Source organism: Shewanella sp. VK101 (genome assembly GCF_056497865.1).
This window is the reverse complement of sequence record NZ_CM151402.1, coordinates 201,198-223,276: the sequence shown is the minus strand read 5'-3', so window position 1 is coordinate 223,276 and position 22,079 is coordinate 201,198. Positions and strand designations below refer to the sequence as shown.

Genomic DNA, 22,079 nt, shown 5'->3' with positions numbered 1-22,079 from the left:
CTTGGTGGCTTAGGGGCTTGTCCTGTTATTCTTGTCCGCCATATTGCCGGGTCAACACTTCGAGCTGATTACCACCCACTATGTGCAGCATGCTCTCCAATCGGAACAGGGCATCATCCACCCTGGCCTTGGCCTCCAGTTTGAAAAACTTACTGTCGACCACGAAACTGGACTTGAGCTGATCATTCTTACTGGCAATAGTGGTCAGCGATCCCAGCGCCCAGAAATCTTCTATCTTGTCGAAGCCCCCCGCAGGGCGCTGGTTAATAATACTTTCGGCCTCGCCTACCGAGATTTGATTTTCCAGCATTCCCGCCAGCAGTGCTGCCTGCTCGACCTTGATGGTGTTGACGTTCAGCAACTGTCGGTCATTTCCCGGTATGGCGCAAACATAGGGCCTTAAAATGCGATAAGTCTCTTGGTTAAAGCCAAAAACGGCCCGTAACTCACTGCTGTGACTCATTAAGGTATTGGCCGCCCGATAAGGGACCACCCTTGCTTCATACTCGGCATCTTCGGCACCGAAGGGCGAGGCTATCGAGTCCTCGTCCAGATAATCTTTCAAGGTATGGGTCAGACGCTCGGCGCCGAACTCATCCATCCCCAAGGATTCCAACAATCCCTTGAACTGTCTGACGGCCAGCGGCATCTTTTGCGGCTGACCATCTGCCGCCTCTTTGCTGCTGACACTCAAGGCATTGAGGTTAAAGCAGCTGCGAAGGTCGGAAATGGTGCCACCAATCTCGCCGTTCTCCGCCGGAAAAACCACATCCGCCATGGCCCAGTATTGCTGCAGATGCACCCGACCTTCCGAGTCATCCAAATCCTGCTTCAATACCTTACGCGCCAATTCTTCGGCCGAAATAGCGTACCAGTAAGCCTGGTCATACTGCGCCAGATTCAAGGTTCTGCGCACCGACAACTGGTTGCGCCCGGTAATACTGGTAGCCAGCACGGCCACAATCGCCACTATCAGCAATACCACTATCAGGGCGACGCCTCTTTGCTTGCCTCCCATCAGAACTCCTCCTTGCCTTGGCCTGAGTTATTGCCGTCCTGGCCGTCGGAGTCCTGCTTGTCGTCGTTCTGATTGCCATTGTTGTCACCCTTGTTGGTGTCGCCACCATTGTCGTCCTGTTTGTCGGCCGCAGGTGCCCCAACAGGCAACAGGAATTTGCGGGTGATAATACCTCTGTCCTCTGTCTCTATCTCTATGGCGATCGCCTTGGGCAACTTGCTGGCCTCAACCTTGCGTTGCCACTTATCCTCGACAAAAAACGCGTATTTGACTGATAACACCTTATCCATCAATACGGTTTTAATCGGTTCGGCACCAAACTCCGGCTCGGGGTAAGGGTAGTACCAACGCTCGAGCCGCCCCTCCTGCACTACATAGGCCACAGACTGCAGACTGCCTCTTGGCAGCAAGCCACCCGGATTGAGCCACCCCAGGCGAAAAAACACCAGCGCCTCGGACTCAGAGTCCAGAATATCTGTCCCGGTCTGAAACACTGTGCTGCCGCGGCCGCCTTCCAACAGCCTGGGAGTACGGGCAACCATCTGCCCCAGATCCCGCTCCAACACCCCAAAGCCCTGCTGCAGGTACTTGAGCTGTTTTGAAAAGTCGCGGGTGACCTCGTCATTTTTCAGCACAGTTTGCAATACGGCGTTAGCCGCCAGGCCCAGCATGGCGAAGATCGCTATGGCGATCAGCATCTCCAGCAGGGTAAAACCGCTATTCCTGCTTGAGTACATATGAATTCACCTGAGCGATGATCCGCCCGAATCTGTCATCATCACTGACACTGATACGGATCATCCGAAAATTATCATCTGTGGTCTTGACCACTTCTTTGCGCCAATACCAGGTTTGGCCGGCCAGTTCGCTGCGACCATCTTTACGCCCAAGGGCCGGAAAACCCTTTTCCAACCTGGCATCTACCATCTGGTTATCTGCTACCCACTGCGCCAGGGTGCGTTCTTCCAGTATCGGCATATTGGCAATCTGATCGCCTATGCTTTTGGTAATTGCCACGGCCGCAATGGCAAACACAGCCAAGGCGACTATGACTTCCAGCAGCGTCATCCCCTTTTGCCGGGCAGGTTTATTCAAAATCATCGAACCTCCCCAGTTTGAGGCGACCCAGGCTATCACCGCTGACCAGTACCTCTACGGTTTCGCCTTGACTATCGCGGGCGATAAAGCTCAGCTCGAAAGCGGTCATTTCGCCACTTGGCAACAGCATGATCTGCGGCTCGGGAAACTTCTTTTTGTCCGCGTCCGATTCCTCAATAAAGGGCTCGTCGAACCAGGAGTCCTGCTCTTCATCTTCCTGCACCAAAGGCAGGCCTTCGAGCTCGACCGACAGGCTGATGCCTTCCGGCAACTGCTTTTCGGCCAGCAGTCGGTCCTGTTCCAGCGGTTGCCATTTGTTCTCTTTAAACTGCACGAAGTGGTACTTGTCCTTGTCCACCACTATGCCGATAAACTGACCACTGAGCACAGTTTCATCCAGCACTGTCTCGGTGGCCGCCATAAACCTCTGCGCCTCACGGGTTAACTGCTGCTTGGGGCCACTATTACCCATGGTCATGGTCACAGCCGTAGCTGCCAGCCCCATCAGCAGCACCACCAACATCACTTCCAGCAGGGTAAAACCCCGTGAGTGCCTGATTTGCATCTTATTGGAAGTCTTGCAGATTCCAGTTGCCTATGTCGTCTTCTGTGCCGGGTTGGCCGTCAGGGCCTGAGCTGAAGACGTCGATCTTGCCGTGTTCGCCCGGGCTCATCAGCAGATAAGGGTTGCCCCAGGGATCCATAGGCAAGCGCTTAACGTAACCGCCGTCACGATAGTTGCGTGGCTCAGGAGAAATGTTGGGCTTCTCGACCAGAGCTTCCAGCCCCTGTTCGGTTGTGGGGTACACGCTGTTGTCCAGCTTGTACATATCCAGCTGGTTTTCCAGTGCAACTATGTCAGACACCGCCTTTTGCTGGTCGGCCTTGTCCTTGTTACCCATCAGATTGGGCACCACCATGGAGGCCAGGATCCCCAGGATCACTATCACCACCATCACTTCCAGCAGGGTAAAACCTTTCTGTCTGTTGTTGCTTTGCATTAACTTACTTCCTCCTAAAAAACCTCAAATGGCTGCGGTGAAATGAGACTCAGCCACTAATCATATTGTTGAGCGCCAATATCGGTTGCAAAATCGCCAGAACAATAAACAACACTATCCCGGCCATACTCACCACCAACAGGGGTTCAAACACCCCCAAGGCGATATTGACGTTGGACTCGAACTCCCTGTCCTGGTTATCTGCGGCGCGCTCGAGCATCTGCTCCAGCTCACCACTCTTCTCGCCCGAGGCTATCATATACAACATCATGGGCGGGAACAGCTTGGTATTAGTCAGTGCCGCCCCCAGACTGGTTCCCTCACGCACTCTGGCCGTGGCCTCTTCCACCGCCTGACGCACCCGCACATTCAGCAAGACCTCACTGGCAATCCGCATGCCATCAAGCAGCGGCACTGAGCTGGCACTGAGGATACTCAAGGTTCGGGCAAAGCGTGAAGTATTCAGCCCCTTGCTGACCTTGCCCACCACAGGCAAACGCAGCAACAGCTTGTGATACTTGAGTTTGAAGGCGGGCTTGGTGAGCATCTTCTGAAACAGCAGTGCCAGCAATACTATGGCGCCCAGGACGAACAAGCCGTAATGCTGAACAAAGTCAGAGGCGGCGATCAAAAACTGAGTGGTACCGGGTAACTCCTGGCCCATGTGTTCAAATTGGCCAACCACCTTGGGCACCACGGCCGCCAGCAGCACGGCGATAACACCGATAGCCACTGTGGTCAGCACTATGGGATAGATCATCGCCTGGGTCAGCTTGGTCTTGAGTTGTTGGCGCCGCTCCGTGTAGTCCGCCAGGCGATTGAGTACGATTTCCAGATGGCCGGACTTTTCGCCCGAGGCCACCATGGCACGGTAGAGATCATCAAACACATGGGGAAACTCGGCCATGGAGTCGGCCAGCGAGTAGCCTTCCACCACCCGCGAGCGCACCGCCATCACCATGGAGGCGAGACGGTCTTTTTCGCACTGTTGGCCTACGGCCTTGAGGGCCTCTTCCACCGGCAAACCGGCGGCAACCAGGGTCGCTATCTGGCGGGTGATCAGCGCCAGTTCGGCCACGGAGATCTTCTTGCGCCGGGCCAACCAACTGCCACTACTGGCCTTGGCTTCCTTTTCGGTAACCGGGGCGATATCCAACGGCATCAGCTTCTGCTCACGCAGCTGACTGCGGGCCTGTCTGGCGGTATCGGCTTCGATAACCCCTTTGACCTGCTTCCCGGCTTGATTGAGCGCCTTGTACTCGAATGCCGCCATGAATTACTCCTCGCGGGTCACGCGCAGCACTTCTTCCAGGGTAGTGATCCCCGCCAGCACCTTAACCATGCCGTCATGGCGAATGCTGGGGCTGTGCTGACGAATATATTTTTCAATCGCCAGTTCGCCACGGCCGCCGTGAATGAGTTCGCGGACATTGTCGTCCACCAGCAGCAGTTCATGGATCCCGGTACGGCCACGATAGCCGTTATGGCCACAACTCTTGCAGCCCTTGGCGCGATAGATCACTGCTTCTTCATCGCCTATGCCCAGGAGCTCACGTTCGCGGGCATCCGGGGCGTGGGCCTCCTTACACTCGTTGCATAGAGTCCGCACCAGGCGCTGGGCCAGCACTCCCAGCAGACTGGAAGACACCAGGAAAGGCTCAACGCCCATGTCCTGCAAACGGGTAATGGCGCCGGAAGCCGTGTTGGTGTGCAAGGTAGAGATCACCAGGTGGCCAGTGAGAGAGGCCTGCACCGCAATCTGGGCTGTTTCCAGGTCACGGATTTCCCCTATCATCACCACATCAGGATCCTGACGCAGAATGGCCCGCAAACCGCGGGCAAAGGTCATGTCCACCTTGGTGTTGACCTGGGTCTGGCCTATGCCTTCCAGTTCGTATTCAATCGGGTCTTCAACTGTGAGTATGTTGATGTCGTTGTGATTGATTTCGGTCAGACCGGCATAGAGGGTAGTACTCTTGCCCGAACCTGTAGGGCCGGTAACCAGAATAATGCCGTGAGGTTTACGGATCAGCTCATCAAACTGGCGGCGGATGCTGTCTTTCATCCCCAGCTGTGCCAAGTCCAGATTACCGGCGTTCTTGTCCAACAGACGCAGCACGACCCGCTCGCCGTGGCTCGACGGCATGGTCGATACCCGCACATCCACGGCGCGGCCACCAATACGCAGCGAGATCCGGCCGTCCTGCGGCACCCGCTTCTCGGCGATATCCAAACGAGCCATTACCTTGATCCGCGATACCAGGAGTGAGGAAAGCTTACGGTTCGGCTTGAGTACTTCCTTGAGCACACCATCGACCCGGAAACGCACCACCAGCTGCTTCTCGTAGGTTTCAATATGAATATCCGAAGCCTCTTCTTTGATGGCTTCAGACAATAAGGCGTTGATCAGCTTGATGATAGGTGCATCATCTTCCCCTTCCAGCAGATCTTCGGTCTGCGGCATCTCTTCTGCCAGGGTAAAGAGATCCATCTCATTGCCTATGTCTTCCATCAGCTGCTGCGCCTCGGAAGAGTTACTCTGATAGGCCTGGGTCAGGTAGCGCTCAAACTCATTGGCTTCCAGCTTGTGCAGCGGTAGCTCCTGACCGGCATAACGACGCACCTCAAACAGCACAGACAAAGGTGTTGCCTGGGTGTAATACAGAGTCAGCCGTTCATCTTGGTCTTTGCTGAGCACCAGGTTGTATCTGTGGGCGAAGGCGAACGGCAGCCGCTCACGGCTGTTGGAATGAAACAGTTCGTCACTCTCTGCCTCGGCGACCAGCACCAGCTCACTGGAAACCTGAGCCAGCTCTTCTGTTGGCGGCTGGACTTCACTCATCGGCTTCGCCCTGTTTGTTCTCATCCAATGTTTTCAGGGTGGAGTCCGTCTTGCGCATCTTGGTATCCAGCCCCTTACCTTGCTTATAGCGCTCGAGGATCTCATTGACCTCGGGTGGCAGATACTCTTCCTGGCTCCATTCTTCCAACATAGGCACATTGGTGTTTGGCATCAGGTTAATGCCGCGCTTCTGTTGCTCCAGCTGCAAGGCTCGGAAGTAGTTATACTTACGGCCGGCAATGCCTTCCATGGTGACACCATCACGAATAATGGTCGGCTTGATAAACACCATCAGGTTCTTTTTCTTCTTGCCGCTGCTGGACGATTTGAACAAGTGTCCCAGAATTGGAATATCACCCAGGAAAGGCACTTTCTGTACGCTCTCCTGCACCTCTTCATTGATCAGTCCACCCAGCACCACGATTTGGCCCGAGTCGGCCATCACAGTAGTCGTCAGGCGACGGGTGGCAAAGGTCACGTCCACATTGGTCTTGCCGTTGATGCCGGACACTTCCTGCTCAATGGTGAGCTTGACCGCGTTGCCTTCGTTGATCTGTGGCACCACCTTGAGCTTGACCCCGACTTCCTTACGTTCAACGGTTTGGAACGGGTTACTGTTGCCATTGGTCGAGTTTTGCGCACCAGTGAGGATAGGCACTTCGTCACCGACAATGAAGGAAGCTTCCTGGTTATCCAGGGTGGTAATAGAAGGCGTCGCCAACACGTTGGAGTTGGTATCGCTGGACACGGCCTGAACCAGAGCGCCAAAGTCGCCCATGGTCACGCCCCAGGCCATACCGTTCACCTTACCGAGCGCCTGAGCCAACAGGGTGATATCACCCTTGGTGTCAGGGTTTTGGGTACAGGTCAGGTTGTCACCCGAACCGGTACAGGTCTGGGAAGCCTTCTGATCCTGCGCCGCCCAGATACCCGCACCAATTTCACCTATGGTGGGGCCAAGGTTATTGAACTGAGTACCGCCACCTGCCTCGGTGGCCCACTGAATGCCGAAGCCAACGTCATCCCCTTCGGCCACCTCGACTATGATGGCTTCCACCAGCACCTGGGCGCGGCGGATATCCAACTGGTTGATCACACTCTCAAGGGTGCGCATCTGATCCGGCTCGGCGCTGATCACCAAAGCATTGGTGTCTTCATGGGCCATGATATTGATTTCGTTGCGGCGTTTGCCTCCGGCGCTGCCGGGGGCTGGTGCGGCACCATCTTTACCTTCCAGTTTTTGGGCAAAGCCGGTCAGGACTTCCACCAGGTCTTCGGCCTTGGCATAACGCAAGTAGCGAACCTTGGTGTTACCCGTGCTGGCCTGCTCGGCGTCGAGACGATGAATAAGCTCCACCACCCGCTGACGGCTGCGTTCATCGCCACTGACCACCACGGCGTTGATACGCTCGTCGGCCACCACTTTGGGCGCCTGGCCCGGCAGTTGTGCCTGGTTGGCACTGGCGCGATAGAGGGTATCTATAATACGTACCATTTCACCGGCAGAGGCGTATTCCAAAGGCACCACCTGCACTTCGGTGTCACCCTGTTTGTCCACCCGGCGTACAATCTCCACCAGCTTGTTGACCACATTGGCGCGGCCGGTGATCATCAAAACGTTGGAAGGATCATAGTTGACCACGTTGCCACCACCGGCGTTGTCATTGAGCTGACGCAGCAAAGGCGCCAGCTGTTTGGCTTCTGTGTTGTACAGCGCCACAATGCGGGTCACCATCTCATCGCCAAGTCCCGGGGTATTGTCATCGGCAACCCGAATGGAAGAGGTCTTGGCGTCTTTGTCTTTAATTACCTTGATGACATTGTTTTCCAGCTCGACCACGGCATAACCGTAGACCTGCAACACGTTGAGGAAGAACTGGTAATACTGCTCATCGTTGAGCATGTCATAGCTGCGGACATTGATTTTGCCGCGAATAGTAGGATCGACAATGATGGTCTTATTGAGGTTCTTACCAACTATGTTGATAAACTCCTGAATATCAGTGCCTTTAAAGTTCGCCGCATATTGCTCAGACCAAGCGCTTTGTTGGGTCAGCAAGGCCGCTGTGGCTACCAGACCAGCGATAAGCTTGGTTCGAATCCGTTTGTTGTTCATTATTGTACTTTCCCCTAAACCTGCTTTATTGCGGCAAACTGAACATGATTTCAACCAACTGACCTTCGCGCTCTACCATCACAGAGACCTCGGTCAGATCCGGCAGCTGGCCCATCACCTCCAGCGCCTGGCTCATATCAGTTAAATCATAACCATTGATGGATTTTGCCAGGTCATTGGGCTGGAACCCGGCATCCTTGAATAATCCGGCATCTTTACCCGGGTTGAGTCTGTACCCTTGTACTTCACCATCCTTTTGTACCGGAGAGATCGCCAGGTAATCGGTAATCTTGCTGGGATCGGCCAGCAACTCATCGCGGGAGGCCACCAACTCGCGGCCAATATCGGCATCACGGCGGTCAACCTTGGTCACATCACCACCGCTGCGGGCCTGTTGCAGCTGGGCGTTGGCTTGTGACTGAGTGGTATATTGCAGGCCGTCGAGCATCAGAGTCTCGTAACGGCCGGCATTGGTAATAATGATGCGGTCGGCATACACCTCTTTCAGCGATGCCGAGGTACCCTTGATCTTATCGCCCAGGCTGTAGGTTTCCTGACTGCCTTGAGACTCGATGATAGCCAGGCCTTTCTGCTCGGCACTGGATGCCACCACACCGGTCAACAAAATCGACAGTGAAGTTTTTGGGGCATCTGTGATCATTTCGGCGGCTGGCTCAGACTTGGGCTTGGTGCTGCTGGCATCTTTCTTGCCGAACAGTGCCAAGCCGTTGATAGTGCCGATATCGACATTCTGGGATTGGGTGCCAGAAACCGGGGTTGGTGTCCAGTTGGCTGTCGGTTTGCCTGTTGGGATCAGCTTCCAGCTGATCTGTGCCATCAAATACAGAACCAACAGCATCAGTAGCCAAAACACGGCAGAGCTGGCGGGTTTTTGCGGTATGCTGCCCGTCTTGGCGATAATCTTATCCAATAAATCCATATTTTCCGGACCCTCTAATCAGGTCTCTGTTCTGATTATGATAGTGACTGAACCCTTCGCCATGCTAACCCACACTCTTGTTTGCAACAAGACCATAACAGGGAGTAGATTGGCGAAAATTGTACGATTATGCTACCTTTGCGCGCCTGGAAAGGGTGTGAAGCGCTCCACTGTTTAACCCCGTATCGACGGCTTGGACAAGGGATTTATCCCCGAGTTGTGAGCTCATCCCCTTTTTCATTTATGACAGGAGTATCCATGGCCCATAGCAATGACAACGCCGAGGCGGTCCGGCTCGATAAATGGCTCTGGGCAGCGCGTTTTTACAAGACCCGCGCCCTGGCCAAAGAGATGATCAACGGCGGTAAAGTACATTACAACGGCCAAAGGACCAAATCCAGCAAACTGGCAGAAGTCGGTGCGCGCATTAGGTTACGCCAGGGATATGACGAAAAAGAGATCGTCATAAAAAAAGTTTCCGGTGTCCGTCAGGGGGCGGTTATCGCCCAGAGCCTGTACGAAGAAACACCGCAGAGCATACAAAAGCGGGAAAGTAATGCAGAAGCCAGAAGGCTCAACATACTGCATAATCCGGCGCCCGATACCAAGCCGGACAAGAAACAGCGGCGGCAAATCATCCGCTTCCGCGAGACCTGAATTAACAGTGAGAAACCCAATGAACCAAGATACTCTCCATCGCTATCTGTTTGATAACGCCGATGTAAGGGGTGAACTGGCCCAGCTCAGTGATAGCTACCGCCAGATAGTTAACACCCACGATTACCCGGAGCGCCTTAAGGTACTGCTGGGTGAATTGCTGGCGGCGACTTCGTTGCTGACAGCCACCCTGAAATTTGAAGGAGATATCAGTGTGCAGCTCCAGGGTCAGGGCGGCCCCGTGTCACTGGCAGTGATCAATGGTAACAACCGTCAGGAATTGAGGGGCGTTGCCCGTTGGCAGAGCGAGATTGCTGCCGATACGCCACTGGAACAGCTCTTTGGTCAAGGCTATATGGTTATCACCCTTACCCCGACAGAAGGCGAGCGTTACCAGGGCGTCGTGGCTCTGGATAAGCCCAGCATCGCCGAATGTCTGGAGAGCTACTTTGCCCAATCTGAGCAATTGCCCACTGGCATCTGGTTATTTGCCGATGGCGAACATGCCGCCGGTATGCTGCTGCAAGTATTGCCGAGTGAGCAGAGTGAAAATACCGAGTTTGAACACCTGACTCAGCTGACTGCGACTATTAAGGCCGAAGAACTGTTCAGCCTGCCGGCCACCGAAGTCCTGCATCGCCTCTACCATCAGGAGCAGGTGCGGCTGTTCGATCCGGTGAGCGTCAGCTTCAAGTGTACCTGCTCCCGTGAGCGCAGCGCTGCAGCCATCCGCACCCTGGCAAAAGAAGAGATAGACGCCATTATCCAGGAAAAAGGCCTGGTGGAGATGGGCTGTGAATACTGCAACAGCCACTATCGCTTCGACGCTATCGATATCGAAGCCATCTTTGCCAACGCTCAGGCACCGGATACTCCCCAATAATGGGGCGATAAATCTGTCGTTTTTCAAGAGGGCGAGTGATCGCCCTCTTTTTTTCACCATTTTCCAGATCTTGCTCACACTTCAGCCAGCGCTTAAGTTACAATCGCGCCAACCCGGCAGCAGACCGGGACCATACCAGACCTCACAATAGATGGAGACCTTACCTATGGCGGCAGAAGCAAACCGCATCCAACTCAATCTCAACAGTACCCAACTGGTCGAGCAGGCTATTCTGCGCGGCGAAGGCACTCTGACAGCCAACGGCGCCCTGGTGGCCCAGACCGGCGAGCGCACCGGCCGTTCACCCGCCGACCGTTTTATTGTCAAGGAGCCGGGTACCGAGGCCGATATCGAGTGGGGCGCGGTCAACCAAGCGTTTGAACCCCAAAAATTTGCTGCCCTATGGGAAAGGGTCGAGGCCTATCTGGCCGACAAGCAAGTATTTGTCTCTGAGCTGGAAGTCGGCGCCGACGCCGATCACTACCTGCCTATCAGAGTCACGACTGAATACGCTTGGCACCAATTGTTTGCCCGTAACCTGTTTATCGTGCCAGAGCACTATAACCAGAGCCAGAAACCCGAGTGGCAGATTATCAATGCCCCAGGCTTTGTCTGCTCACCCGAGCGCGATGGCACCAACTCAGACGGCACTGTTATCATCAACTTCGCCGAGCGCAAGGTACTGCTGGCCGGTATGCGCTATGCCGGTGAAATGAAAAAATCCATGTTCTCGGTACAGAACTTCCTGCTGCCGGCCAAAGACGTACTGCCGATGCACTGCTCGGCCAACGTCGGTAAAGATGGTGACACTACCCTCTTCTTCGGCCTCTCAGGCACAGGCAAGACCACACTGTCTGCCGATCCCAAGCGCTTCCTTATCGGTGATGACGAGCACGGCTGGGCCGAAGGCGGCGTCTTCAATATTGAAGGTGGCTGTTATGCCAAGTGTATCGATCTCAGCCAGAAGAATGAGCCGGTAATCTGGGATGCCATTCGCTTCGGTACTGTGCTGGAAAACGTGGTACTGGACGCGCAGCGCGTGCCCGACTACAAGGATGCCAGCCTGACCGAGAACACCCGCGCCGCTTACCCACTGGAGCACATCGCCCAGCGCAAGGAAGACAACCGTGGCAACGAGCCACACGCCGTGGTGTTCCTCACCTGCGACGTTTCCGGCGTCCTGCCCCCGGTAGCCAAACTCAGCAAGGAGCAGGCGGCCTATCACTTCCTCTCAGGTTATACCGCCAAGGTGGGTTCCACCGAAGTGGGCTCAACCGCCGCGATTCAGTCAACCTTCTCCACCTGTTTCGGTGCCCCCTTCTTCCCTCGCCCTGCCGGGGTATACGCCGAACTGCTGATGAAGCGTATCCAAGCCTTCGGCAGCCAGGTTTACCTGGTGAACACAGGCTGGACCGGTGGCCCTTACGGCGTGGGTAAGCGTTTCGACATTCCTGTCACCCGCGCCATTGTTGATGCCATCGTCAGCGGTGAACTCAAAGAAGTGCCGACAGAACATATCGAACAGTTGAACCTGGATATCCCGGTTGCCGTCCCCGGCGTCGACAGCACGCTGCTGAACCCGGTCAACACTTGGGCCGATAAGGAAGAATATGCCAAGTACGCCAAGCAGCTGGCAGAATCCTTCCAGAGCAACTTCGCCAAGTATCAGGTGTCTGATGCCATCAAGGCCGCTGGCCCTAAAGCCTGATAACGACAGTTGATGATGAAAACGGCTCCATTAAGGAGCCGTTTTCTTTTCCGAGAATTATATGTTCAATACCAAACCTAAGAGCCACAATACATTAATCGTTTCATCATCCATTAGGCATTAACTTAGTATCAGCATAAGTTGAGTTATCAAGTTAATCAGCCTGTCTTATTACTGTCATATATATACTTTAAGTTGCTCACTCCTGATTAATCATTAAACAATTCCCATATAAAAATAAGGGTATAACCAGTTACCGTACGACGATACAAATATACACTTTTGGGTAATTGTTATGACTAATGTGTAACGGGAAAATTACGCGACAATTTTGTCTCAAGCAAATGCATCAAGGAGTGATAATGTACAAGGGTAAAATTCGCGGTCAAGGTATGACCGAATATATCATTATAGTAGCGCTTATTGCTGTCTCCGCCATTGGCGTATACAGCTTCTTCGGTAAAACCATTCGAAATCAAGTGGCTGGTCTGGCAACAGAGATGTCCGGTGTTGATTCGACTGCTCAGATTGGTGCTGCCAAAACTGCTGCGGGGAAAACCTCTACTGTTGCCAACGGTGATTATAACTTGGGTAACTATAACGCTGCGGCAAATAAGGCTGCGGCTGGTGGTTCTTCTGGTGGTTCAGGCGGTAATTAATACCTCTCTTACCTATAAAATGGGGAATACGTCTGGTGATTCCCCTTCTCATTCGTTAAAGGATTAACTCATGGCATCTAATAAACAGATGGGCCAAGGGATGACGGAATATATCATCATAGTGGCTCTGATCGCGATTACTGCAATTGGCGTATACAGTTTTTTTGGAAAAACAATACGCAACCAAGTGGCCGGACTTTCAAGTGAAGTTTCGGGGCAAGACTCCTCTGGACAAATATCCAATGCCAAGACAGCTGCCGACGATGCCAGCAATACAGCCGATAGCAACTACAACCTGAGCAACTATAACGAAGGGGCCAATAAGACTGCCGGTGGTTCAGGTCAAGGCGGTGGCGACAGCGGAATCGACTAAACCAATACCAAGACCAGAGAGCAGGCAGGAGCAAAGGAATGATGCCTTCCCGTCAACAGGGGCAAGCCATGATAATGTCATTGATTCTTATGGCATTTGCACTAATGGTAATCCTCTTTAGTTTCAATGTGTCCCAACTGAATATCAAGGGCACTAAATTACAAAATACCGCAGATAATACAGCCTACAGCGTTGCCACTCTTGCTGCCAGGGACATGAATTTCAAGGCGTACACCAATAGAGCTGCGGTTGCCAATCAGGTCGCAGTAGCCCAACTCGTTGGCCTTTCATCTTGGTTCAACATGGCTGAAGTATTTTCACAGAATGCTTGCCGGGTATTGTGCGCAGTTCCCTACGTTGGCCAAGTGGTCAACGGTATCGCGCAAGTGGTAAAGGGGCTGAATCAAGGTGTGCAGCCTGCCATCAAAGTACTGGTCAATGTAGAAAATACCGTACTTAAAGCCATAAGTATCGCTCAGCAATCCATGCACTATGCAGGGGTAACAGCAGCGTTCGATAGCGCTGGCGATATTGTCAAAGCCAATGATCCAAATGCTCGTATGGATTTGATGCAAAACCCGCTATTGATACAAGATCTAAAGAATGTATGGGTAGACTTTCAAACTCTTCAAAAAAGACAAAACAGAAATAAGGGTGGCAGTCAGTATAAGGACTTTATAGGTGTCACTCTTAAATCCCGAGATCCTTTCAGCAACAAACGCACCTATAAACTGCCTTTCCCTTGGTCATTCCACTTTTTTCCGATCAAAGCCAAGACTTATAAAGCCGGCGGCAGCGAGCTTGTCAGCAACGGGAATCGTCCAGAATCATGGACATCCATGGATACCTTGAGTGTGCACTTTTCCAAGTTCAGATGTAAACGTTGGCGCTGCAAATGGCGTACCAGAGAAATTCCTGCCGGTTGGGGTGGAACCGTATCCGACAATAGAGCCATTCTCAGCAGGTTGAACGATAGAACTTACTGGGGAAGCAGCAGAGGACATAATAGAAGCGCATCCAACTTTGCAGCCGCCGATCAAGTGACCCGTGGCAGCTATGATGGCGTACAACCTTTCTATTCCCTGTCGAATTCCGCAAAAGGGAAAAGTGAAACCAGCAATATTCTGGTCGTGGTATCCAAAAAACAAGACAAAGTGAGAACCAGCAACAGCGTACCTCTCGGAGGGGACATGGTTGACCCTGCGACCAATGAAAAAATGCTGGGTGACAGAATGACCGCATTGGCCGCGGCACAAGTCTACTACTCGCGGCCGAGAGATCTGATGAAATCAGGTTCTGCCTGGGCCAGAAAAGATAGTAAGCATGAGTACGGCAACCTCTATAACCCATTCTGGCAAGTGCGCCTGAGCCAATCTACTCAAGGGGAGAGGGCCGCAGTTCAGGCTCTGACAAGGTTACTCTAATGCAGTTCATTCATCGACAACGGGGCCAGGCCCTGGCTGAATCAATCATAGGGATGAGCTTTGTGATAATCCCATTGCTACTGTTGCTACCTTTCGTCTCAAAAATAACCGGGGTCCAACACAGAGCTAATCAGGCGGCTCAATATGCTGCTTGGGAACGCACGGTATGGAAGGAGCAGGCACCGTCACGCATGGTCACTGGCAAGGGAATTTTCCTGGCAAAAAAAACGGAACAACAGTTATCAGCCCAACTCCCATGGCGCTTTTATCAAGGAAAAGGCCAGGTAATAGATAGTCGTCCACCTAAGCAATGGAACTGGGAACAGAATGTTCACCCCTTGCTGAAACACCAGACTCGCCATGATGGTTCTCTATCTGGCTTGATCAAGGATAAGGGGGAAGGAAAGAACCGTCTAAGCTTCGCCGAGCCGAGCTCCAAGATACCAGGTACGGTGAACTCTTTGATAGGCAAAGCACTTGGGGTGCTGGCCTATACCGGCTTCTCCCTTGAGCAAGATCAGTTCTACCACACTCGCGTGGAAACTGACCTGGTACAGATGCACCTCGAGCCATTCGACAGTATGCAGCTGACTTATAAGGGCAACAGCGCCTTACTCGCCTCAGGATGGAATGCAGCTGGCCCTGAGCATCTGCGTCGTAGAGCCGAACGCCTGGTACCAACCAACTACGCAGATGTCAGTTGGGTGAGAACCGCCCAAAAGGTTGCCAGCTTCATTCCCTTTGGTAAAGAACTGCACCCCAACTCCCTGAAGCTGGGCCATGTGGAAACTGAAGTACTGCCTGCCAACCGTCTTTGTAATTATGGTTCTAAAGGATGTGGAGGTTAACTATGAAACAACTCCTTTTGGGCTGTTGGTTTCTCAGCCTTCCTCTGCTGGCCGCTGAATGGCCTGAAATACAGTTTCCCGATTCCGCCACGGTGGAAGTGGTAGCTGAAGAAATGGTTTATCAAGGCACTCCCATGGCAACTTGGGTGATGCGGGATAAAAGCAATCAGATGATGACCGCAGCCTTCTTCAAACGCCAATGGCAGGGCAAAAGTGAACGCTTTGATGAACAGATGTTTGGCCAGGATTACATCATCAATAGCTTGCAACCACCTTTCCTGTTAACGGCCCGAATAAGGAAAGACTTTGATGGTGTTCTAGCTTACATAGGCATAAGTAAAGATCCCGGTAGCCCAGTCCATAGTAAGTTGGCATTTCCAATGCCGAGCGGTAGCACTGTGTTGTCTGATGTCAGTTCAAAGGATCTCTTCAAGAGTGGCCGAACCTTGGTTTTCAACAGCAACCGCACACTGGCAGATACCTTCCATTACTACCAACGTCACTTTCAACGTCAGGGTTGGAGCGAAGTTGGTACCTATCTGGATAGCGAAATCGGCACCCTGATGCTCACCCAGGGAAGCAACACTCTGGACATTAGCATAAACCGAAAAAATGGCTTGGTTTACGTGGTCGCTAACCAAGTTATGGAAGGGATTTAAGGTGTTAAACAAAAACCAAAAAGGACAAGCAAGCTTTGAGTATCTCGTGGTGTGCGGTGCCTTGGTCGCCGCACTCTTGACCCCAATAGAATCTCAAGGCGACCAGAATGTGGTCGAGCTGTGCCTGGAGGCTCTCAGAGCTTGGTATACCGCATTCGCCTATGCCAAATCACTGCCTGCATTACCTCTTTAGTATTGAGACAAAAGATGAAACTGAAATCGATAGACTTTAACTGGATCCTGCTGCTGGTTGCCATCGCCTTGGGTGGTGTCGCAGCCTTTGCAACCAAATCATATTTCGAGCAGCGGGAAGCCGAGCTCAGAGCTGAACTCAGTGACAGTGATGTCGTGATGGCTGACGTGCTTGTAGCCAATCAACCTCTTGAAAAAGGTATGATCATTTCTGAGCAGAATATGACCGTACGGCAAATACGAGCCGATATAGTCCCCTTGGAGGCCTACCATCCCAGTCAATTCGGTGAGGTGGTCGGCAAGATGCTATTACACCCGATGGCTCCCGGCAGACCCCTGCTTACTGCTTATGTACCCGGTCATGGTGTCAGTAAATTTTCCGACATGCTTGATGAAGGCCAACGTGCAGTGACTATCGAGATTGATGTCATTAACTCAACGGCCGGAATGTTGGTTCCATCTGATCATATCGATCTATTGTTGGCGTATGACGAACCGCTGGGTGACAACAACAACAATCGCAAGAAGTTACAGCTACTTCTGGAAGACGTCACTGTATTGGCAACCGGCAGACGCAGCCAGGAAGTACCTGATGAACTGGCAGACACCCTATTTGAAGATCCCGCCTCCTACAATACTGTGACCTTGGCTTTATCCGTGGATGATGCAGCCAGGGTGTCCTTGGCCCGCAACAAAGGTTCATTTGTCACTCTATTGCGTAATCAACAGGAAACTTTGCCACTGGAGTTTGCTTCCCTGTATCAGGATGAAATATTTGAAAAATCAGCTTCTGACAATAGTCGCCTGGTAGAGATTATTGTCGGTGGCGGCGGCGTTCAAACCCAATATCAAGAATACCCAAATCCAGATGCAGCCGAGCCTAAGCTGCAAATCACCCAACAAGAGACAAGAACCGCATTATGAGAAGTTTCATCCTCTTTCTGGCAGCCTTGCTGTTGCCATGGCAGACCTTTGCCCATAACAACCCTCCTCTCTCGCTTTATGTCGGCGCAGTGGAGCTCTATAAGGTCAACAATGTTGAACGCGTTGTGGTCGGAAATGGTGCAATTCTCAGTGCCAAAGTCATTGATGATAAAGGAGTATTGTTAATAGGTGAGTCTGAAGGTGTCTCAGACCTTCAGCTGTGGCAAAAAAATGGGAAACTCATCAAGCGCAGTGTCACTGTTTATGCCAAAAACCAACTGACCAGCATCCAGAATATCCAGCACCTACTGGCTTCTTTCCCCAAGCTAAGCGTGACTCAATCCAATGAGCTACTGGTCGTTCAGGGAGAAGTCGATGAGAAACATAAAGGCGTCGTTGAAAAAATACTGGCCAGTCACCCAAACCTGATTTCACTTGTTGAGTTCAAACAATATGCCCCGGACATGGTTCCCATGGTGAAAATGCAGGTGCAGATAGTCGAGTTCAATAAATCTCGTCTTAACAACATTGGTATTCAATGGGATTCAGTTATGTCAGGCCCAGCCTTTGGTGCAGCTAAAGCCTTTACTGCCAACCCCATTTTCAGTGTGACATCTCCTGGCAATTATGTCGGCACCATCAGTGAGGCTATTTCAGACAGCATTGGTGTTCTGGATACCAGAGGATGGAGTTATTTCGGCATAGTTACCGGAATTGGATCCAAGATTCAGTTGATGGCCGAAAAGGGGGATGCCCGCATGCTGGCGCAACCCAACCTCACCACTCGAAGTGGTGAGGCTGCCAGCTTCCTGGCCGGAGGCGAGTTCCCCATTCCTATGACCTCAGCCCTGGGCGTCGTCACCGTAGAATTCAAGGAATATGGGATCAAGTTGGATATCGAACCTGAGGTGGATGAACATCAAAACATCATTAGCCGAGTGCGAGCCGAAGTCAGTGCGATTGACCCTTCAGTTGCTATTGATGATGTTCCCGGCCTACTCACCCGTAAAGCAGAGTCCGTAATCAACGTCAAAAACAAAGAAACCATGGTGATTTCAGGGCTGGTCAACAGCGAAATGTCAAAGTCCGTTTCCCGTTTTCCACTGCTTGGTGATATTCCCATCCTGGGAGAACTATTCAAGTCACGTAATTTTAGGGAAAACAAGACCGAACTGGTTATTTTCGTTACCCCTACAATAGTTTATCCGGGTCATGAAGAGCACGAAGCACAGTTGGCCCGGGGTAAAGAACTGGCGGCAGAAGCTGACCAGCTAGAAGCCTTCTACATCCTGGACTAGGAGCGGTATATGTTCAGTATTATGGTGAGCACCAATAAAGGTACCCGGGTCGGTGAGTTTCAATGTATTCATTCCCAGTGCCAAATAGGCAAAGATCCAGACAACCTTATCGTCTTGAGAGGATTCAAAGTTTCACGCTTGCACGCCACGCTCATACAGGATGAAGAAGGCATCTTCGTGGAAGACAACAAGAGCCGCACCGGTATCAGGGTGAATGACGAAAAGCGGCAGCGTTTCGGTCCACTCAAGACAACAGACAGGATACAGGTAGGGGATTATCAGCTTCGCGTGATTAATCAAGATCCCGAATACCAGTTCGACAATAAAGATTCGTCAGCAGAATGCCCACCGGAGAATCCTGCTGACAAGCAGGTTGCAGACGTTGAAAGCACTAGGAACATGAAACCACTGGCTATGACCAATGCCAAGCTGGATCATATTCAATTCAGAAATGAGTGGCGCCGACGGGTACACAGAGAACTGCTGAAACAGATGGATCTTCGCAGGGTCAACGTCAACGAGATGAGCGACCAGGAGCTACGCCAGCAGAGTGAGTCTCTTATCCAGCAAATCATTAGCCAAATGCAGCTTCCTGCAGAGATTGAAGTCAACTCTCTAATAGAAGAAGTTCTGGATGAAACCATAGGGCTTGGCCCCTTGGAAGGCTTGGTTGCAGACCCTGAAGTGTCTGAAATCATGGTTAATAGTCATGATCAGATCTTTTATGAAAAAGCCGGCCAGCTGTTTCTTTCAGACGTTGCCTTTTCAGATGATCAGGCCGTATTGGGCGCCATAGAGCGAATAGTTACACCAATAGGCAGACGCATAGATGAAAGCTCACCCATGGTGGATGCGCGTCTTAAAGATGGTTCCCGGGTTAATGCAGTAATACCACCTTTGGCTCTTAAAGGCCCATGCATCACCATACGTAAATTTATGCAGCAGCGACTGAACTGTAGTGATCTGGTGCGCTTTGGTTCTATGAGTCAGGCAATGGCTGACTTTCTGGAAATTGCAGTTAAGCAGAAGCGAAATGTCGTTATCTCTGGTGGTACAGGTTCAGGGAAAACAACCCTGTTGAATGTTCTCTCCAACTTTATTCCGGAAAGCGAACGCATTATCACAGTTGAAGATGCCGCCGAGTTGCAACTCTATCAACCAAATCTGGTTTCACTGGAAGCTCGTCCAGCCAACCAGGAAGGTAAAGGCGCCATAGAGATCCGTGATCTGGTCAAAAACTGTCTTCGGATGCGTCCTGACAGAGTCGTTATCGGTGAATGCCGTGGAGGTGAGGCACTGGACATGCTTCAGGCCATGAATACGGGGCATGACGGCTCGCTGACTACAGCCCACTCAAACTCACCACGAGACTGTATCTCAAGGCTGGAAGTCATGGTGATGATGGCTGGCATGGAATTACCGGTACAAGCCATTCGTGAACAGATATCTTCAGCCGTCAATATCATAGTCCAGCAATCACGTTTCGCCGATGGTTCTCGTCGCGTTACCAGCATTTGCGAGGTTACCGGCATTGAAGGCTCCATAGTGCAACTCTCGGAGATATTCCGTTTTCAACAGACGGGTTTCAACGAGCACGGCAAAGTACAGGGTTACTATACGGCAACCGGTTCTGTCCCGGAGTTTTATGAGCGCTTAAGGCAACAAGGTATCAAGGTCAAACTGGATATTTTTGAGCGGGAGTCTCGCCATGAGTAGTCCGTTGTTCATCATAGGTTGCATTGGTATCAGTGCGGTGCTGCTGGTGTGGTCATTGAGGCACCTGTCGTCTAATTGGGCCAGAGAATATCAGGACAAATTCACCACATCAGCCAGTACAAACCTTGCCGATATGTTCATGTTCATCGAACCGCAGCAACTGTTTTTGATGAACATTATTACTTTGGTATCAGTGCCATTTCTAGTTTGGTTGCTGTTTGGTTCTTTGATACTGGGTATTGTCCTCAGCATAATATTGGCTCTGCTGCCACGCTTTGCATATCGCTATCTACGTAAGCGTCGCCAACGTAAGTTTGTCGAACAGTTGCCTGATGCACTTAATATGATCGCCTCTTCAATGCAGTCCGGCGCCAATACCACCTCAGCCATTGAATTTATGGCTGAGGAAATGGATGCCCCCATACGGCAGGAATTTCAGTTGTTTCTGCGGGAGCAACGCTTGGGGGTAGAGTTCAATACCGCTCTGAACAACATGTATGCTCGAATTCCTGAACCCGAATTTCAGTTAGTGATTGCCGGTATGCAAATATCCCGAGAAGTAGGGGGAAACCTGGCTGAAGTACTGTCAAGGCTGTCCAGTACACTGCGAAAAAAGCTGGAGATGGAAGGCAAGATAGACGCACTAACATCACAAGGTAAGCTTCAGGGATTAGTGATGACCTTGCTACCAGTGTTTATCGGGGTAGTACTCAATCACATGGAGCCGGATGCCATGGGACGCATTTTTACCGAGCCCTTGGGCTGGCTCACCATCGCAGTCGTCGTATTGATGCTGTTCTGCGGTTACATATCCATTCGTAAGATAGTCACTATCGATGTGTAGTAGGAGCCGCAATCATGGTTAATCTGATCATCCTCTGCTACGCCTGTGCTTTGGGCTTCACCATTATCAGTTGCGCAAGGATTTATCGCCGGGTTCCTCCCGATAACAGGGAGTTCATGGATCCGCTTTCACCAGGGTTAAAAATAATTTGGCCACTGGTGCAAGTATTGGCTTTCTACATCAGTGAGAAGCTCAGTGTCGACTATCTGGAACGGGTTTCCAAGAAACTACAGATATCCGGCCTGTCATACATCATGAGTGCCGAGCAATACTTCGCCATCAGGATCCTCAGCACGCTATTTGCAGTGGGACTGATGCTGGCAGCAACCGCGATGCTGGGAGAGGTCAATAGCCGCTACCTGCTCTTTGCTGCCATTGTTGGCTATTTCCTCCCTGTGATGACACTGAACGATCTGCGTAAGAAGCGTCAGCTAGACATTGTTAAAGTGCTACCTGTGTATCTGGACTATCTGACCATGTCCATCGAAGCCGGTTTGAATATGACTGGTGCGCTGACCCAAGCGGTTGAACGCGGTCCAGAAGGGCCTTTAAAAATTGAAATTGAAAAGGTTATCCGCGATATGCGCGCCGGGATGTCCAGAGCTCAGTCTTTTAGGAATATGGCCGAACGGGTACAAATAACCGAAATCAACAGCTTGGTAAGTGCCTTGGCTCAAGCAGAAAGAACCGGAGCAAGCCTGGGTAAAACACTTAGAATTCAAGCAGACCAGCGCCGAGTAGAACGTTTCCAACGTGCCGAAAAGAAGGCCCTGGAGGCTCCAGTAAAGTTGGTCTTCCCACTCATAGTGTTCATCTTCCCTGTCACCTTCATGATTCTTCTTTTCCCGATAGTTATGAAGTTTATGTACGAGCTATGAA

General features: G+C 51.8%; 23 protein-coding genes. 14 read left to right on the top strand and 9 right to left on the bottom strand.

Annotated elements, in window-relative coordinates:
• Nucleotides 1–25: 25 nt before the first annotated feature.
• From gspK to gspC, 9 genes are read right to left on the bottom strand one after another with little or no spacing between them, the layout of a single operon-like run.
• Entirely contained in the window at nt 26–1,018 is a 993-nt protein-coding gene (gspK, locus tag ACSHSR_RS00995; protein ID WP_071238911.1) for a type II secretion system minor pseudopilin GspK, read from the bottom strand.
• Nucleotides 1,018–1,755, bottom strand: a complete 738-nt coding sequence (gene gspJ, locus ACSHSR_RS00990; RefSeq protein ID WP_025889490.1) for a type II secretion system minor pseudopilin GspJ — start codon at nt 1,753–1,755, stop codon at nt 1,018–1,020. Before gspJ ends, gspK begins: the two co-directional genes overlap by 1 nt.
• Entirely contained in the window at nt 1,736–2,119 is a 384-nt protein-coding gene (gspI, locus tag ACSHSR_RS00985; RefSeq protein WP_037467875.1) for a type II secretion system minor pseudopilin GspI, read from the bottom strand. The genes gspJ and gspI overlap by 20 nt, the downstream gene beginning before the upstream one ends.
• Nucleotides 2,106–2,681 carry a type II secretion system minor pseudopilin GspH gene (gene gspH / locus ACSHSR_RS00980; RefSeq protein ID WP_071238910.1) on the bottom strand — a complete coding sequence of 192 codons (576 nt, stop codon included), beginning with the start codon at nt 2,679–2,681 and terminating at the stop codon, nt 2,106–2,108. The genes gspI and gspH overlap by 14 nt, the downstream gene beginning before the upstream one ends.
• 1 nt (nt 2,682) lies before the next feature.
• On the bottom strand, nt 2,683–3,117 hold the full coding sequence (gene gspG, locus ACSHSR_RS00975; RefSeq protein WP_025010647.1) for a type II secretion system major pseudopilin GspG: 435 nt from the start codon (nt 3,115–3,117) through the stop codon (nt 2,683–2,685).
• Nucleotides 3,118–3,166: 49 nt separating this feature from the next.
• Nucleotides 3,167–4,390: a type II secretion system inner membrane protein GspF gene (gene gspF / locus ACSHSR_RS00970; RefSeq protein ID WP_093981841.1), complete on the bottom strand. Its 1,224-nt coding sequence runs from the start codon at nt 4,388–4,390 to the stop codon at nt 3,167–3,169.
• A 3-nt stretch (nt 4,391–4,393) separates the two neighbouring features.
• Nucleotides 4,394–5,959, bottom strand: a complete 1,566-nt coding sequence (gspE, locus tag ACSHSR_RS00965; protein WP_071238909.1) for a type II secretion system ATPase GspE — start codon at nt 5,957–5,959, stop codon at nt 4,394–4,396.
• Complete coding sequence (gene gspD, locus ACSHSR_RS00960; RefSeq protein WP_025010645.1) at nt 5,952–8,075, bottom strand: type II secretion system secretin GspD; 2,124 nt, start codon at nt 8,073–8,075, stop codon at nt 5,952–5,954. Before gspD ends, gspE begins: the two co-directional genes overlap by 8 nt.
• Before the next feature lie 25 nt (nt 8,076–8,100).
• Complete coding sequence (gene gspC, locus ACSHSR_RS00955) at nt 8,101–9,015, bottom strand: type II secretion system protein GspC (protein WP_025010644.1); 915 nt, start codon at nt 9,013–9,015, stop codon at nt 8,101–8,103.
• 258 nt (nt 9,016–9,273) lie between these two features.
• On the opposite strand from gspC, the gene hslR reads away from it, so the two are divergent.
• From hslR to ACSHSR_RS00885, 14 genes are all read left to right on the top strand, one after another.
• Complete coding sequence (gene hslR, locus ACSHSR_RS00950) at nt 9,274–9,672, top strand: ribosome-associated heat shock protein Hsp15 (RefSeq protein WP_025010643.1); 399 nt, start codon at nt 9,274–9,276, stop codon at nt 9,670–9,672.
• A gap of 19 nt (nt 9,673–9,691) precedes the next feature.
• Nucleotides 9,692–10,555: an Hsp33 family molecular chaperone HslO gene (gene hslO / locus ACSHSR_RS00945; RefSeq protein ID WP_107111713.1), complete on the top strand. Its 864-nt coding sequence runs from the start codon at nt 9,692–9,694 to the stop codon at nt 10,553–10,555.
• A 166-nt stretch (nt 10,556–10,721) separates the two neighbouring features.
• Nucleotides 10,722–12,263: a phosphoenolpyruvate carboxykinase gene (locus tag ACSHSR_RS00940; protein WP_208155519.1), complete on the top strand. Its 1,542-nt coding sequence runs from the start codon at nt 10,722–10,724 to the stop codon at nt 12,261–12,263.
• Between the two features lie 362 nt (nt 12,264–12,625).
• On the top strand, nt 12,626–12,922 hold the full coding sequence (locus ACSHSR_RS00935) for a Flp family type IVb pilin (RefSeq protein ID WP_044733382.1): 297 nt from the start codon (nt 12,626–12,628) through the stop codon (nt 12,920–12,922).
• Nucleotides 12,923–12,992: 70 nt separating this feature from the next.
• The gene (locus tag ACSHSR_RS00930) at nt 12,993–13,295 is read left to right on the top strand and encodes a Flp family type IVb pilin (protein ID WP_107111715.1); all 303 of its coding nucleotides are present in this window, start codon (nt 12,993–12,995) and stop codon (nt 13,293–13,295) included.
• Nucleotides 13,296–13,333: 38 nt separating this feature from the next.
• Nucleotides 13,334–14,719: a Tad domain-containing protein gene (locus ACSHSR_RS00925; protein WP_037474985.1), complete on the top strand. Its 1,386-nt coding sequence runs from the start codon at nt 13,334–13,336 to the stop codon at nt 14,717–14,719.
• Complete coding sequence (locus ACSHSR_RS00920; RefSeq protein ID WP_044733383.1) at nt 14,719–15,567, top strand: hypothetical protein; 849 nt, start codon at nt 14,719–14,721, stop codon at nt 15,565–15,567. Before ACSHSR_RS00925 ends, ACSHSR_RS00920 begins: the two co-directional genes overlap by 1 nt.
• A gap of 2 nt (nt 15,568–15,569) precedes the next feature.
• A complete protein-coding gene (locus ACSHSR_RS00915) occupies nt 15,570–16,226 on the top strand; it encodes a hypothetical protein (protein WP_025010637.1) in 657 nt (218 codons plus the stop codon).
• Between the two features lies 1 nt (nt 16,227).
• Nucleotides 16,228–16,419 carry a hypothetical protein gene (locus tag ACSHSR_RS00910; RefSeq protein WP_025010636.1) on the top strand — a complete coding sequence of 64 codons (192 nt, stop codon included), beginning with the start codon at nt 16,228–16,230 and terminating at the stop codon, nt 16,417–16,419.
• A gap of 14 nt (nt 16,420–16,433) precedes the next feature.
• A complete protein-coding gene (cpaB, locus tag ACSHSR_RS00905; protein WP_028780580.1) occupies nt 16,434–17,342 on the top strand; it encodes a Flp pilus assembly protein CpaB in 909 nt (302 codons plus the stop codon).
• Between the two features lie 32 nt (nt 17,343–17,374).
• A complete protein-coding gene (locus ACSHSR_RS00900; protein ID WP_479631181.1) occupies nt 17,375–18,640 on the top strand; it encodes a type II and III secretion system protein family protein in 1,266 nt (421 codons plus the stop codon).
• Nucleotides 18,641–18,649: 9 nt separating this feature from the next.
• On the top strand, nt 18,650–20,356 hold the full coding sequence (locus tag ACSHSR_RS00895) for a TadA family conjugal transfer-associated ATPase (RefSeq protein WP_025010633.1): 1,707 nt from the start codon (nt 18,650–18,652) through the stop codon (nt 20,354–20,356).
• Nucleotides 20,349–21,200 carry a type II secretion system F family protein gene (locus ACSHSR_RS00890; protein ID WP_025010632.1) on the top strand — a complete coding sequence of 284 codons (852 nt, stop codon included), beginning with the start codon at nt 20,349–20,351 and terminating at the stop codon, nt 21,198–21,200. Before ACSHSR_RS00895 ends, ACSHSR_RS00890 begins: the two co-directional genes overlap by 8 nt.
• A gap of 14 nt (nt 21,201–21,214) precedes the next feature.
• A complete protein-coding gene (locus ACSHSR_RS00885; protein ID WP_044733386.1) occupies nt 21,215–22,078 on the top strand; it encodes a type II secretion system F family protein in 864 nt (287 codons plus the stop codon).
• The last annotated feature ends 1 nt before the right edge of the window (nt 22,079 follow it).